This window comes from Rhizobium acidisoli, from assembly GCF_002531755.2.
Lineage (GTDB): Bacteria > Pseudomonadota > Alphaproteobacteria > Rhizobiales > Rhizobiaceae > Rhizobium > Rhizobium acidisoli.
Map to the genome: position 1 here is coordinate 612,952 of NZ_CP034999.1, position 14,429 is coordinate 627,380.

Annotated in this window: 11 protein-coding genes and 3 pseudogenes; 8 read left to right on the forward strand and 6 right to left on the reverse strand. The window is 55.1% G+C overall.

The annotated features are described in order from the left end of the window. Window positions 1-18 precede the first annotated feature (18 nt). The 4 genes from speD to CO657_RS25315 all read right to left on the reverse strand — a co-directional run bounded on the left by speD (window position 19) and on the right by CO657_RS25315 (window position 3,500). On the reverse strand, window positions 19-513 hold the full coding sequence (speD, locus tag CO657_RS25295; protein WP_054186151.1) for an adenosylmethionine decarboxylase: 495 nt from the start codon (window positions 511-513) through the stop codon (window positions 19-21). After that, window positions 494-2,050 carry a radical SAM protein gene (locus CO657_RS25300; RefSeq protein ID WP_245293090.1) on the reverse strand — a complete coding sequence of 519 codons (1,557 nt, stop codon included), beginning with the start codon at window positions 2,048-2,050 and terminating at the stop codon, window positions 494-496. Before CO657_RS25300 ends, speD begins: the two co-directional genes overlap by 20 nt. 258 nt (window positions 2,051-2,308) lie before the next feature. Beyond that, complete coding sequence (locus tag CO657_RS25305) at window positions 2,309-2,740, reverse strand: exopolysaccharide production repressor protein (RefSeq protein ID WP_245293091.1); 432 nt, start codon at window positions 2,738-2,740, stop codon at window positions 2,309-2,311. 322 nt (window positions 2,741-3,062) lie between these two features. Beyond that, window positions 3,063-3,500, reverse strand: coding sequence for a DUF3846 domain-containing protein (locus CO657_RS25315; protein WP_054186152.1), 438 nt, complete (start codon window positions 3,498-3,500; stop codon window positions 3,063-3,065). A 1,283-nt stretch (window positions 3,501-4,783) separates the two neighbouring features. Between CO657_RS25315 and CO657_RS25320 the strand changes: the two genes are divergently transcribed. The 4 genes and pseudogenes from CO657_RS25320 to hemN all read left to right on the forward strand — a co-directional run bounded on the left by CO657_RS25320 (window position 4,784) and on the right by hemN (window position 9,000). After that, window positions 4,784-5,482 (forward strand): nitrogen fixation protein NifQ, encoded by a 699-nt coding sequence (locus CO657_RS25320; protein WP_054186154.1) that lies wholly within the window; start codon window positions 4,784-4,786, stop codon window positions 5,480-5,482. 885 nt (window positions 5,483-6,367) lie between these two features. Then, window positions 6,368-7,261, forward strand: a complete 894-nt coding sequence (nifH, locus tag CO657_RS25325) for a nitrogenase iron protein (RefSeq protein ID WP_054186393.1) — start codon at window positions 6,368-6,370, stop codon at window positions 7,259-7,261. Window positions 7,262-7,367: 106 nt separating this feature from the next. Next, a pseudogene (locus tag CO657_RS25330) lies at window positions 7,368-7,565 on the forward strand (nitrogenase); the annotation flags it as partial. A gap of 88 nt (window positions 7,566-7,653) precedes the next feature. Next, the gene (gene hemN, locus CO657_RS25335) at window positions 7,654-9,000 is read left to right on the forward strand and encodes an oxygen-independent coproporphyrinogen III oxidase (RefSeq protein WP_082366395.1); all 1,347 of its coding nucleotides are present in this window, start codon (window positions 7,654-7,656) and stop codon (window positions 8,998-9,000) included. Between the two features lie 654 nt (window positions 9,001-9,654). Here the strand turns inward: hemN and CO657_RS25345 are convergent. Together CO657_RS25345 and CO657_RS25350 are read right to left on the reverse strand one after the other, a co-directional pair. Continuing rightward, window positions 9,655-10,233 carry a hypothetical protein gene (locus CO657_RS25345; protein WP_054185971.1) on the reverse strand — a complete coding sequence of 193 codons (579 nt, stop codon included), beginning with the start codon at window positions 10,231-10,233 and terminating at the stop codon, window positions 9,655-9,657. Between the two features lie 130 nt (window positions 10,234-10,363). Beyond that, window positions 10,364-11,038: a transcriptional regulator gene (locus CO657_RS25350; protein ID WP_054185972.1), complete on the reverse strand. Its 675-nt coding sequence runs from the start codon at window positions 11,036-11,038 to the stop codon at window positions 10,364-10,366. A 185-nt stretch (window positions 11,039-11,223) separates the two neighbouring features. On the opposite strand from CO657_RS25350, the pseudogene CO657_RS25355 reads away from it, so the two are divergent. The 4 genes and pseudogenes from CO657_RS25355 to CO657_RS37955 all read left to right on the forward strand — a co-directional run. Continuing rightward, window positions 11,224-11,418 (forward strand): annotated as a pseudogene (locus CO657_RS25355) (RNA polymerase factor sigma-54); the annotation flags it as partial. An 11-nt stretch (window positions 11,419-11,429) separates the two neighbouring features. Beyond that, window positions 11,430-11,841: pseudogene (locus tag CO657_RS25360) on the forward strand (transposase); the annotation flags it as partial. A gap of 221 nt (window positions 11,842-12,062) precedes the next feature. Then, complete coding sequence (locus CO657_RS25365) at window positions 12,063-12,470, forward strand: SIR2 family protein (RefSeq protein ID WP_342637202.1); 408 nt, start codon at window positions 12,063-12,065, stop codon at window positions 12,468-12,470. A 1,273-nt stretch (window positions 12,471-13,743) separates the two neighbouring features. Beyond that, window positions 13,744-14,133, forward strand: coding sequence for an FkbM family methyltransferase (locus CO657_RS37955; protein WP_280950516.1), 390 nt, complete (start codon window positions 13,744-13,746; stop codon window positions 14,131-14,133). The last annotated feature ends 296 nt before the right edge of the window (window positions 14,134-14,429 follow it).

The window sequence follows — 14,429 nt, forward strand, 5'->3', positions numbered from 1 at the left end:
GGGAATCACAACTGCCTGTTATCGCTCAACTTCTTTTAAATCGGGCTCTAAAACATGTTCCACCTCGATTTCGGAGAATACTTTCGGTTGAAGCGCTTCCACAATATTAGGATGCGTTATTCTTGTTCCAAGAAGACGCTTGTGCTCGATAATATCGATCCGAGATGGGCGAAATACGTCGCGCAACGCGGTGATACTCGCGTACGGGTCTAGCGAACCACAAAAAAATACGTCTATCGCGACCATGCGTTCTTCGTGCCAGGTATTTACGCAAATGTGCGATTCAGCGAGAATTGCGAAGCCCGTGACGCCCCCATCTTCGCTATATTTTCTATAACTCGATTCCAACATCGTTGCGCGGCAGTCATGAACGGCTTGCGCTACCGCCGCCTCAATCGCTTCAGCATTTCCCGTATTTTCTGCGTCCCACATATCGATAAAGAGATGGGTTCCGGCGCATACTCGGTCTGAGCTAGGGTAATTTATTCCGCCTTTAGGCGCTCCGTTCAGCATATATATGCTCCGCTTCTTGCTTTTGCATTGGGTGTGCAGGCGGCATAGCCATGATCTCCGTGGTGGCTTGAAGAATATCCTTTACCGAGGCTTCGTCTGGGTTTGTACCGCCGGCAATTGGATAGATCTCAGAGGCTTCGCCAAAATTCCTTAACAACGACAGCATGGGACCGGGCTCCACCGCCCAATCCAAATAGGTATATTCATTCCCCTGAACCGTGTTTCTCAAAGGGTGTTGGACGGCCCAGTTCATGCTGATTGTGATCAGAGAGCCCGTTTTCCGCCAGCTTTCTAAGGCCGAAAACAATTGCTGCCTTTCAGCAGCTCCCTCGCCCATGCCAAATAGGAGGGATACCCCAACCTTGATTCCGGCTTCGGACAAGATTTCAACTGCTTTGTCCGCGCGTTCCATCCACGAACCCTTCTTGGTGGCGATGTTCTTGTGAAGACCTCCAACAAGTTCTGGGCGCGGTGTCTCGACCCCGATGAAAAGATATTCCAGGCCCATGCGGCCTAGTCTTCGTGCAAGGGCTGGGTTATTAATGATTTGGTCAATGGTCGCTTGTCCGCCAAGCCGCACAGGATTTTCGAGTGGGTCGAATACCTTTTCAAACTGAGCTACGAGGGCCGAATTCCATCCAAGAAGAGTTGAGTCTTCAATGAACGCCGAGACAGGAAAGTTTTCGCCGTAATCTGCCTTGACTACGCGGTGGGCTGCTGCGAGCTGGCCGCATAACCGGTGGGGGCTTGTCTTGAACTGTCGAGGAGGCCCGACAACGCTGATCCTCTCACTGCAGAAGATACAATCATAGATACATCCACGCCCGATGTCGCTGAAGACGTGCGCGGTAGGCGCGCCACCAAACACGTCAAAGCTAGTTGTAAGTCCGAACATTTCGGCTGGGGATGGCATCCCATTATAATCGAGCGGCATGCCCGAAGAGCACACAGTGTGGACCTGATCGTCCATGATTGTGCCGGCGATCCAGTGCCCCGGGGTGGTCGTCAGGTGGCCCAATGAGAATTTCGCCTCCCTTGGCGAAAAACCTCTTGCTTCCAAGGAAGCTACGACGCACCCAATTTCCGCGATAAAGTGTTCACCATCTCCGGAGAGCACGATGTCGAAACAGTTGGAAACTTTTCCGTCAGCAATTAGTCGCAGAGGGGATGCTAGATGATGTCTTACACGATTTTCGTCATCCCGATATATTGTTTCGGTGGCGTGGCGACCGCCAAGAACGATACAAACGTCATCGCCTAGAAACTCTCTGATGTATTTCGCTGTCTCAATCGCACCACGGAAGCATATCGACATCGCTCCTATGAGAACCAAATTGGGCCGGACCCGGACTAATAGCGGCGTTAGCCTTCGCTGCACATCGTCCATGTCAGATAGCAGAAGCGTTGATTGTCGCCTGTCACTCCTGGTGCCGCGCCAATTGCTTTCGCCCCATGCACCTTCCGCCTTGGATGCCAGTGACGCAGCATATCTGCAGGCATTGTAGAGGCTTGCCGGATCGGCGCTTGATAATGCCATTTCGCCCGCCTCGCCGTGAGAAAACTGGGGGGCAGAACACGCGATTACACGTAAGCCCACGGGCTTCCTCCACTATCTATAATATTTTTTGAAATGATTCGGGCGGTTAAGCGATCCTTTCTTCGGTATTGGACTTGGTCGTATCCGATGGCATAAGTATTGATACAGCAAATAGGATCGTATAACCGCGAAGCACGCAGAATACACCAAGTGGCAATGCCCGGTATATTTGATAATCCGTCCTCCGCCGAAATTGCCTTAAGGGGTGCGCCGTTTACGCCTTGGGTCAAGCTGGGGGACGTTGGACTGCTCAGTTTCATCGCGATCACGTTTTTGTGGCTGGTCTGCCTGCCGAGTTCCTGAATGTATCGACCTGTCGCTCTCGCGCGTGGGCCGGAAGGACATAAATAGCAGGCTCAAGAAATAGATGACCTGAAGGAAAAACGAAGCCGCTAAGGTTACGGCGAACGCTTTGAAGATGGAAAGCGAGGCAGCGTAAGCCGAAACAGCACTGGTGCACGTGACCAGCAGCAGGATGCAAAAAAAGGTTCTAAAGGGCAAGGTCTTGCTCCCCGTTCGTTCGTCCAATGTTTCAACTGCGTCAACGCCGACGATTTCGCCCGATTCGTCCACCCTATGAACGTGCATGACTTCGCCGTAAGCAGGCGTTGAAACAGCGTCTGCAATCAATGCGGGCTGCGCCGTCGACAGCGATCAAATACTTCGGCATTCAGCTGGTGCCATAGGTTGCCAAAAGCCGGGTAAGCGCGAATACGCCAAAGTGGCGACTTCTTCCTTCGCGGCTTCCAACTCGGCAAATGCAATGAATGTCTTCCGCCCTTCAGTGTTGACCTTGTCCAGTGAAACGGGAGGCCTTCGGCAACGTAGCAAACGCCGCAATTTTGAGGCGTCAGCTTTCCGTTTCTCGTGCCCATGGCGCCACGCTCGCGGACTCTGAGCGAACCGGCGCGATAGAGTTCATTCTCGCGGATCCTATCATTCGTCATTGCGCTCATAGGAGCACCGGGGAGCGGCGATCAATACGCACTTGCAAGCTTTCCAGTGCGCCCGCAACGATGAGGCCCTTGTTCACCACTCGGTCCATCGGAACAAACACAGGATCAAGCACCGGCCGGCAACATTCAAAACGTCGCGCGGCTTCCGTCATCATTATTGACGGCGAACGATAAGGTTTACTACCATCGCCTCCCAAAAGCGCTATTTTCCCGGCAAGAGGGATCGGGTACCCGTCAAAGATCGTAAAGGCGGTTAACCCAGCTCGCAAAGCTTCTTCCCCAACAAATAGCGAGTGCATGTCGTCGAAGCGGATCATCTGAATAAGATCACTGCCAATTAAACCGGAGATCGATGCAATGCTGTTGCGATCAGGGAGCTCAGCGGCGCGAAAGATCGCACTTTCCGGCTCCAACAGATACACAAAATTTTCCATATCCTTGCCTTCTAATTTCTTGAAAAGAGCCCGTGCCCAGCTGCTTTTGGCTGGAGCGAAAGCGACTTGTCCATCAACTCGGGATAGCGACAACGCGCGGCAATATGCAGATTTCAGTGTGCTGTGTAAATGGTCCTGCGCCAATTCGGTTCGGCTTAAACCAAGCTTGGCTCCGGACGCGGCGCTCCGATAGCGATCATCATGTTGTATTTAATGTGATATTCTGATTGGCATGTTTTTATTCCGGCACGCCCCTACACAGAATTCGCGCCAAAAATGTACGCGACGATGTTAAACCATACCGGCGGCCGCGCAGTCGACCAGGGCGGGTTCAGCAATCGAACGTGGCGGCCATCGGCGTCGCCGCTCGTATGGCTCGACATTTGTCCCACTTTTGCGGAACGGAATCCCGACCTTGGGCAGATTATGCAAACGAGTGCGTGTTCCAGATTTGACGAGATCTGTACGTTGTACGAATACCCGGCAGAATTAGAAATCATCTCCCACCGCTGCAGACGCGAGAGCCTGAACTCGAAGCTGACGAGTGGAGCTTCTATCAAGGCACTCCTCACGACGTTGAAAGCAGAAAGAAAATTTGCAATCGGCGAGTTCCATCCGAGCATCACGACATTTGGCTAGCGCAACCGGGGCAACAGCCGCGCTCACTGTTGGCTTACTCAAGTGTGCTGAGTGCCGCGGTCGCGAATTCGCCCTCGGTCCCCAGGCGTTTTTGGTGCCGCGTTTTGAGTGTTATTCAAAACGCAAATGATGACATCCAATCAATCTATTTTTCCTGATTGGCGACCTTGGTGCATGACGGAGGTGTCTAACCAAGGAAGCCGATCGCGACCGCAGCGGAGAGCGTACAAAAATGCAATAAGATAGGAAGCGGCAGATTTTATTGCGTATCCCGGATAACTGGCGCCGCCTTGTTGCTCGCTATGGCGGCGGCCTTCGGAGCGCGGCGAACAGGCCCGGTCTCCAACTACTCTGAGGACTATAAGAAGAGACATATGGATAACTCTATCGGCTAACGCGTCTTTGCGCAGGCGTTGATCTTTGATCTTCGCTCGGATTGCTGCATTCAGACTGCTCGATCGGCGCCGCAGATTGAAAGCCTGCGTTTGTCCGTTTGGCGACCACTGGAGGCGGGATCGCCTCCGCGCTGCACGGGCGATCGAGGCTTCAAGTGTCGCTTGCTCAAGCTGGCACAATCTTTGATTGTTCGCCTTGCGAGGGCCAAAGCCAACTGAATTCGATTATTGGAGAAAGCGACGAAGCGCATGCCAAATGTGCATCACATCGGGGTCTCGACGGTAGCGGACGCAGCACGTCAAACCAGCATAGCCGTCGACCACTGCGACGATTGCCAAACACTCTATGTCAGCCGACCATGCCAGATGGGTCTTAGGTTATATTTTGATGACTATGTGCTCTTCCGCGTTTTTTCGCGCGCACTTGAAGAAATCGAGATGGGGATTGCCACCGCGACCGAGGCAATCGGCCTTTCGCTTAGGGAGCTGCGGGATATTCCAACCCGCAGTTTCCCGGCAAGGCTCATCCGCGCCTTTGCCCTGCAAGAGGCGAGTGATTGCGTGCCTGATGCGGAGGAGCAACTGTTGCGCGACATGCTCCTAGCGCATGTCCGGCCAGGCGACCCTGAGGGCGTGCGTTTCGCTAAGATCATTGCGCGACGTTCCATGCGTGAAGACCACCTCTGGCGGGATCTCGGCTTGCTTGACAAGACCGAACTTGGCAGATTGCTGTTCGCGCATTTTCCGGCGCTGGCGGCAGGCAACACCAACAACATGAGGTGGAAGAAGTATTTTTACCGCAAGATTTGCGAAGCTGAAGGCTTTTCCCTTTGTAGCGCTCCCAGCTGCAAGGAATGCGGCGATTTTAATGAATGCTTTCTGCCTGAGGAAAGCGGAAGTCTTTCTGGAGCGGCAGAGTTCGTCGGGCGCCAGATCTTGAAAACGTGAAGGCTCCAGATGCAACCTAGCGGGCTTGTCCGGCGACGTTGAACCGAGAACGGGGATCCTTGCTCCCGATATTTGCGACTGTGCGGCACGCGCAAATGCCACTTCCTTAAAGATGAGCGGTGATGTCGTCGTCGGATGGTGATCATCGGGCGATTTTGATAGCACCTACTAAAATTGCCATAAGCTCTTCGCCGTATTCGACTACGCGATCCACAATTTGTCGGAGCTGAGCGTGCGCCTGGAAAAAAGCATCTGCGACTAGCGCTTTTACTTGATACCTTGCTCACGATCTTTGCTGTAGCCTTCGAGCATTTCCTCCGAATCTGACCCGCTGACGGTCGAAGCCGGCTCTGTTGTCAATCTCAGCCTATGGCGAAACAATCCGGCCGCAAGACTGCAGCTGCCAAGCTGGCGGCATTCCTCCTATGTGTTCATGGAGACAGCATAACAGCGAGTTTGTTGTAAGCGACAATCTCTACTGTGCCTTCATCTGCGTTCTGCTGATCATCCGGCCTTAATCCGACGCGTGGTGCGAAGCCGATCGGCCATCAAGACGGTATCGATCTGTTTGGCTCTACGACTTGCCACACTACTTCTGTCCCTTCGCTTGGGATGTAGGGATACGGACGACATTTGTTGATCTTTGACGCTAGCGATTTCCAACCGACAAAACCTCACAGCCGCTTCGTCCAGTTTGGCGGCTTCGGGACAAGAGTTTGTCGAACCCTCCTTCGAAAGTTTGGAATGAAATAGCTGAAGATCAGCAAACCAACTGTTTTATATGCTGCTGCCCACATGGCACGGGTTTTGAAGACTGCCATGGGAGGCGGCGCGAGCTGCCGGCCTTTTACTCAGCGATGGATGGAACGAAAGAAGGAAGGCGATATGTCAGATTTGCGTCAAATCGCATTTTACGGCAAAGGGGGGATCGGCAAGTCCACCACCTCCCAAAATACGCTCGCAGCGCTTGTCGACCTCGGGCAGAAGATCCTGATCGTCGGATGCGACCCGAAAGCCGACTCCACCCGGCTGATCCTGAACGCCAAAGCACAGGACACGGTTCTGCATCTGGCAGCACAGGAAGGTTCGGTGGAAGATCTTGAGCTCGAGGACGTGCTCAAGGCCGGCTACAAGGGCATCAAGTGTGTGGAGTCCGGCGGTCCGGAACCGGGCGTCGGCTGCGCCGGGCGCGGCGTCATCACCTCGATCAATTTCCTCGAGGAGAACGGCGCTTATGACGATGTCGACTACGTCTCCTATGACGTGCTCGGCGATGTGGTGTGCGGTGGCTTCGCGATGCCGATCCGTGAGAACAAGGCCCAGGAGATCTACATCGTGATGTCCGGCGAGATGATGGCGCTCTATGCCGCCAACAACATCGCCAAGGGCATCCTGAAATATGCCCATTCCGGCGGCGTGCGGCTCGGCGGCCTGATCTGTAACGAGCGCCAGACGGACCGCGAGCTCGACCTCTCCGAGGCGCTGGCTGCCAGGCTCAATTCCAAGCTCATCCACTTTGTGCCGCGTGACAACATCGTCCAGCACGCCGAGCTCAGGAAGATGACGGTGATCCAGTACGCGCCGGACTCCAAGCAGGCCGGGGAATATCGGGCGCTAGCCGAGAAGATCCATGCCAATTCGGGCCAAGGGACCATTCCGACCCCGATTACCATGGAAGAGCTCGAAGACATGCTGCTCGACTTCGGCATCATGAAGAGCGACGAGCAGATGCTGGCCGAACTACAGGCCAAGGAGTCAGCGGTGGCTGCGGCTCAATAACTGCCGCTGTCGACAGGACGCGCTGGCCCTTGAGCCAGCGCGTCCTTCCACGAAAGACGCTTCGTCGACGACGACATAACCCGAACCTTGAAAGGGGCAGGGGCCCATGAGCCTTGATTACGAGAATGACAGCGTTTTGCATGAAAAGCTCATTGCGGAAGTGTTAGCGCAATATCCAGACAAGGCGGCAAAGCGCCGCAAGAAGCACCTCAGCGTCGCAACGAGCGGCGACGAGCCTGGCGATGAGCCGAAGGCGCTTTCCGAATGCGACGTCAAATCAAACATCAAGTCCATTCCGGGCGTGGCACGTGCCCAATAGGACCCAGCTTTCGAGGGAAAAAAACGTGTCAAATATTGAATGTGAACGTGACACGGACTGCAGGCGAAAGTCTGTGCGCGCACCGTCGTCGATTTTCGTTCCGAACACAAATAGCGGGGCGCAGTTGCCTTGGTATACTATCTACCCAACAATACAGGAGTTTTCTCCAGAAATCGGCGCCCACACTTATGAGCAATGGCTGAGAAGCCAGGGAACTGATGACGCTGTCTCGCTCTATCTCCACATTCCATTCTGCCGCTCGATGTGCTGGTATTGTGGTTTTCCGACTAGCATCACTCGTCGGGATACTTTGATAACCGATTATCTAGCAATGCTGCGCGAGGAAATCCGCCTGGTCGCCGAGCAAGTGCCGCAGGCACTCTCCGTGGGTGACGTGCACTTTGGCGGCGGATCCCCGACCATTATGCCATCGGCAGACTTCCTGTCGCTAATGGAACTCCTGCGCGGCCGTTTTGCGCTTGAGCGAGGTGCAACCATTGCCATTGAGGTCGACCCGCGCACGTTCACCACCGATATGGCCGAAGCCCTAGGAAGAGCCGGTGTGAATCGCGCAAGCGTCGGTGTGCAGAGCTTCGATCCCGTCGTACAAAAAGCGATCAACCGGATTCAGAGCGAGGCGCAAGTGATGACCGCCGTCGAAAACCTCCGCCTGTATGGGGTCAGGCGTATCAATTTCGACCTGATGTTCGGTTTGCCGAACCAAACCGTCCAGTCCTGTCTAGAGAGCGCAATGTTAGCTATTGCGATGCGTCCCGACCGCCTCGCGGTTTTCGGTTATTCCCACGTTCCATCTTTTCGAAAAAATCAGCGCTTGATTGACACCGCAGCACTGCCCGATATAGCCGCGCGAGCTGAGCAGGCCTCAGCCATGGCCGATACGTTAGTTGCAGCAGGCTATCTGCAAATCGGTCTCGACCATTTTGCTTTGCCGGATGACGAGCTTGCAATAGCACAGAGAGCTGGTCGTCTGCGCCGCAATTCGCTTGGTTACTCTGCCGAAACCTGCCCAACTGTCATCGGTTTGGGCGCGTCCGCCATCGGTCGTTGCGGCGACGGTTACGTTCAAAACGATCTCACGCAAAGCTGTTATAACCGACACATAGCATCCGGCCGCTTGGCGATCTCAAGGGGCTACCGTTTAACTACCGAGGATCGCGTAAGAGCTGCAATCATCGAACAGCTCATGTGCTACTTGGAGGCGGACATATCAGCAATCTGTACGGCCCAGGGATTTGATCAGACCCATCTAGTGAGTTCAGCTAAGCAGCTAGAGATTCTGGCTGAGGACGGGATCGTTGAGTTTGACAACGGTTTAGTCCGTGTGCGGCACGAATGTCGCTCTGCCCTTCGCCATGTCGCTGCCGCGTTCGATGCTTATCTTGGCCGCCAGCCCATCTAGACTGGCAAACGGAGGGCCTTAGAGTGATCACATAATCGAGCTCGAGTTCGTCGAGATGTTAGGCAGGAGGCAAGCCCCCAATTGCTCGATTTAAATCGATCGCTGAATTCGAAGTCCATGGCATGTGTCGGTCTCGATCGCGTCACAGGTCAGCTCTCGCCACTGGCAAAGAAATCCGCCGTCAGATCGTGAAAGGTCTGGCGCAGAACGGCTTCACCGGCTCGGTTGCGCGCGCCAACTTGAAGCAGGCGACACTTTGTTCAAAGCGCCGGACCAGACGCCCGGACAGTTCAGCTTGACGTCACCAATGCGGCTTCGATTGCGCAAGCGGCGGAGACGCGCATCAAAAAACCTGCGGCAGGCTCGATGTCCACGGTGGCGATCGAGCGCGGTTAAATGCCTAGAACATGGCCTAAACACGCTTGTCGTCGATCTCGGCGAAATGGGACCGTGCTTGGACCCAGTTATTTGTCCTAGCCGTACACAGGTGATGCTGCCGCTGGCTCCGCGAAGCACCGGCGGCAAGACCCATCAACATGCCCAGGGCGACAGGTTGCCTGACGCTGAACAATGATCCTTCGACGTGGCCTAGGAGAACGCTTTCAATGCCGTCACTTGCAATAAACGGGGCTCAACGTGTTGCACTGCGACAGGTCACCGTTCAAACCGCTCCAGCATTGTTCTCAACTGCGCGTTTTGCAGCCTTAGCTTTCTGGCTAGCTGCCCCCTGAGCACCCTGATGTCTTCGTCGAGGCTCATCTGGTCCGCAGTGTGAATTGCCGGGGCCGCGTTTGCAATCGCGGCTGATGCCTTCTTACGCGGGGCGACCTCGAGAGTTCGCACGAGCTTTGTAGCATCATGCCCAGCGACGATGTCGGTACCAAGCTCGCCGAATGGAGGTGGATCAGCCGCCTCAACGATTTTGGCGTCTTGGCCGTCGACCTGATCGTGGCTGCGACGAGAGATGGCCTCCTCAGTCTCGTTCATGCCGATACCGATTCCGACTTCTTTGGAAACAACAAACTCGGTGGAAATTGCAGGAGAATGGCCGTGACGGGGAAGCCCCTCGCTTGCCGGTCGAACGGCGCTAATCAGGCTCTTCTCGGCAGGCGTTTCGGTCGGACCGGCAATAGCCAACGGGTCCGGCGTAACTTTTTGGTCCGAGCCGTTTTCTCGCTTTTGTTCGCGGCCCGGTGAGATCAGTCGGGCAAGAAGTTTCCAGGGAGACGCCATCTATCTGACCTCGCGTTTTATCCCGCAAGCAGGCAGTGAGTTTTAGGTCCGGCAACAGCATTTACCGTTGCCGAATTGTTTGTCTCGATAAGAGTGTAGATACGGCCGGCTAATTGACCGGCTGCTTATATCAATCGAGCTTGAGCCGTTTGCGCAGATCTTCATTTTCAGCGCGAAGTTTTTCAGCAAGAAGCTTGCGCAGTCGCTGATTTTCTTCTTCCAACTGCAAAAGGTCTGCCATCTCATCGATCGCCGTCATCGGGGCGGCCGGCGCTGTCTGCTCAGCTTTTGGAGCGCGGCGCATAGGTGCACGTTTGGCGCTCGCCGTGGCTTCGATCGCCTTTGTCTTGCGCCCTCTCCTCTTTACACCACCGGCCCCGGCCAGAGCAGCTGCTGGCTCTGCCGTAGCGTCAGCGGACGCGGTCTCGAGTGCCGCGGCTTTTTTGGCGCGCGGTTTGCGCTGTTTCTTCGGCGCATTAGGCGTTTCGACAACGGTCTGTCCATCGACATTGGTTGTCGTATTAGTCTCGTCGGCCATGCTCATCTCCTGTGTATCTGATGCAGTTGTCGACGGGCCGAGAGGCGCTGTCAACAACTGCTCGGCCTGATCTTGTTCCGGCAAAGACATTTCGCTGTCGGGTTTGCCACTCTGAGAGCTACCTGACAGAGCAGGCAATGCCTCTTCCTCTAGATCGCGCGCGACTGACTTTAGATCCACATTGCCCCAGATCGAGTTCGATCTGGTATCGAGTTTTCGCCTGCCGTTCTTGTACTCGACGGCAAAACTGCGTTGCACTTTTTTCAATATAAGAGGCCTTGGAGAATCCACGGGGTGGCTGATGTTATGCTGGAACGGCACGAATAGCGCCTACCGGACTTCCAGTCCATACCCACGGACTAGCCTGCGGCCAATTTTTTAGCCCCGCGTTATTTTTTTGAAGTTACCGCGCCTCTGCCGATTTATCGTCGCCCCCGGGGAAGCGCTCGCGCATCCGCCACCGCATCAAGGCAAGTATCGCCGCAGAGGCCTCGGAAGTACTTTCCGACGATGAAATCGTCGCTTGGCTGAAGGAAACCGGCATCAGCATTGCGCGCCGCACTGTCACAAAGCATAGGGAGGCAATGGACAGCCAGACCTGGCTCGGGGAAATCTGCACAGCTAGGATAAGTGGAATTTCTGCCTGACTTCGGCTTAGATGCCGGGAACAGGAGAGACCATGACGAGACGACCGCGCCGGAACCACAGCCCGGCTTTCAAGGCAAAGGTGGCGCTTGCCGCCATCAGGGGCGAGCAGACGCTGGTGGAATTGTCCCAGCAGTTTGACGTGCACGCCAACCAGATCAAACAGTGGAAAGACCAGCTCCTTGAGGGGCGACAGGCGTTTTCGGCGATGAAGCAAAGGCGGAACCGGCGGGTCCAACCGTCGATGTCAAAACACTGCACGCCAAGATCGGCGAGCTGACACTGGAGAACGATTTTTTAGCCGGTGCGCTCGGCAAGGCGGGATTGCTGGGCGGAAAGAAATGATCGACCGCGAGCATAAGCTATCCGTCGTGCGCCAGGCGAAGCTTCTCGGCTTCAGCCGTGGCAGTGTCTGCCCTCCTCCGTGCAACACCGCCGCGATGTAACGTACGGCTTCAATGTCGATCGAAGGAGTGCCCATGCGGGGCCGGTCAGACTTCCTCTGGTCCGAAGCAACTCTTGAACTCGTCGCACTCCATGCAATTCGAGGCGGTACAGTGGGAAAGCCTCATCCGGCGACATCTGGGCGAAAGCGATTTGTTGGGAGGGAAATCGGACTGGGGTCAGCGGCGAAGACCGCCTCTATATTGCAAACGGCAGCGTCAGGCCGGCCGCAAACCTCTTAGTCGCAAATTCCGACTATATCGAAGTCCTGACCGATATCGATACTCAGAGCCCGATCCCTGAAGTGGTGAAGGAGCGGCGCACCAACCCAAACTTCTCCTTCGGCTCGCGCTTCAACGACCAGATGCTGCGCACTTACGCTCGGGAAAATGATGAAGCGCTTGGCCTACGTTTCGCGGCACTCGCTGCGGCAGTGCTCACCAAGACCGAACGCCGTTTCCTTGCAGCAGGCGCGGCTATCACGCTCATCGACGTGCCGAGAGAACACGCGGCTTGGCTTTGTCGGCTGAACAAGGTTAGCGAAGGAGTGTTGCTTATACGACTAGACACGAGGAGTTCGTCGGTCGAATGTCGCAGGGATCTGCGTTGAACACGGCCGCCATTGAGAGAAGGATGGGGGCGCCGCCCGCTTCACTGCTGAGTCACGCCATCTTTTTTATGGATGCATTCCATCCAAACAATCGATTTTACTGATCGAAACGGTTGCCATTAGAAGACGCTGAAGAAGCGCTTTGTAAAGCGATAATTCGGAGTTCTTAAAATGGGTCCTCGGGTGCCGTGCAGACTGTGCTGGGAAAACGGCCTGGGGCAGTCCGTCTGCTGCCTGGTCTCGATCGTTATCTTGCACTCGACGTGATCGGCAGAATCTTGGTCGTTGCTTCTCGACGTTTCAGCGGGCTCTCAAGGGACGCACTTTTGCCCCGGTCGATGCCGCCTCCTATTCGTCGAGTTTCACCGCGCGCGCTGGTCATCTTTCTACTGTTTCCCTTAAAGGAACACGCGTTTTGCACATTGAGCGCAGATTGGTTCTCACACCGTGGCCGCCGTTCAACGTGATTATCAATGGCGGTCCCACCGCCAGGGAGCTGAGTTCGGTACTGGCGCATATGCGGGTGATGGAGACCGGCGGCGGAACTCTGTTTGCTATGCCTCGGAGCCAACGCAGGCGCACTAGCCGTTGCAAGGACACGGTCTACGACCTTTGCAGCGACGACCAAACGTCGTTGATTTTCCCTTGTGGCTGTGGGGCGGAAAGATGAAGGACTGGGTAATGTGGATACGTAACGCGGCGTTACTGCCGCAAATGCTTCGGTCTGGGTTTCTGATAGCGCCGATTGTCCGCAATCTCACCGATCCGGTCACGATCTGATTTCGGCTTCGGCCCGTGAGCATCTAGCTGCAATGTCAAGCACCACCCTATGAAACTACGAAAGCCGGTGGCCAGGCCAGAGCGACCTACCTTTCGAAACGAACTGGAGAGCAACATGCTGTGTCTAGGGCTCAGTGGAAATAACAACGCCTGAGACCGATAATGCGCCGCCTAATCGCACGGCGAAGCATCAACAACTACGTCGAAAGGAAGTGCCAAATGGACATAGCTCCATATGTCAGCGATATCCTGCCCGACCTCGTTCAGCAGGGGCACGTCGAAAACTTAAGGAGACTCTGATGGATCCGGTGTGTGACTTAAACGTACATCGACAGATCGTTTCGCTTCTGGATAAGCCTGACCCTGTAATCTTTGACATCGGGTGCAATGACGGAAGCGATGCTCAACGCTTTCTGCGCCTTCTTCCGGGCGCCCAGCTCTAGTGCTTTGAGCCAGACCCCAGAGCCGTTGCACCCTTTACCATCGGGATCGGATGAGGCTATCCGAAGTTGCGATCAGCGACCGAAACGGAATGATCGAGTTTCACCCCAGCAATGGAAATGGCAGCGCTAAGGAATGGGATCTCTCGGGCTCGATACGCCGTCCCAAGAACCACCTTTCTGAGTATGCGTTGGTTCGGTTTGACCGTCCGATTTCCGTTGAGACGAGAAGGCTGGATGACTGGTGCGGCGAAGCTGGCCCAGAGAACATCGATGTCATCTGGATGGATGTGCAAGGAGCCGAGGCCGACGTTATTGCCGGGGGCAATCAGATCCTGAGCAGAACGCGCTACATATATACTGAGTATAGTGATCAGGAGCTCTATGAAGGCCAGCTCCCCTGCGCGCCATTCTTGAGCTCTTACCTTCCTTCCAGATGGTAGTTGAGTATCCCCGAGGAGTGGAGGGTGGCGTGTTGCTCAGAAACACGAGCCTATAGCCGTTTCGATCTCCTTTTTTGCAATTCATTTCCGCCGCCGGTTAGCAAAGTGAACCAATCCTCCTTCGACCTTTGCCGCTGGGCTACATCGTAGAGTCCGATGAGGCGAAATCCAACCGAGTCCTCTGGGATGATAGCGGGCTATCATCACAGTATCACTGGACCGTGTATGACACCGGCAGATCTTTAGGAGATCGATGAGGGATTCCTCGGTGTCACTCCGGTGCATGCGGCGCCCTT

Bases quoted from the DNA above. Each gene is read 5' to 3' on its own strand.
- speD (WP_054186151.1), bottom strand. From the start codon at position 513: ATGCTGAACGGAGCGCCTAAAGGCGGAATAAATTACCCTAGCTCAGAC.
- CO657_RS25300 (WP_245293090.1), bottom strand. From the start codon at position 2,050: ATGGCATTATCAAGCGCCGATCCGGCAAGCCTCTACAATGCCTGCAGA.
- CO657_RS25315 (WP_054186152.1), bottom strand. From the start codon at position 3,500: ATGGAAAATTTTGTGTATCTGTTGGAGCCGGAAAGTGCGATCTTTCGC.
- CO657_RS25320 (WP_054186154.1), top strand. From the start codon at position 4,784: ATGCCAAATGTGCATCACATCGGGGTCTCGACGGTAGCGGACGCAGCA.
- nifH (WP_054186393.1), top strand. From the start codon at position 6,368: ATGTCAGATTTGCGTCAAATCGCATTTTACGGCAAAGGGGGGATCGGC.
- CO657_RS25345 (WP_054185971.1), bottom strand. From the start codon at position 10,233: ATGGCGTCTCCCTGGAAACTTCTTGCCCGACTGATCTCACCGGGCCGC.
- CO657_RS37955 (WP_280950516.1), top strand. From the start codon at position 13,744: ATGAGGCTATCCGAAGTTGCGATCAGCGACCGAAACGGAATGATCGAG.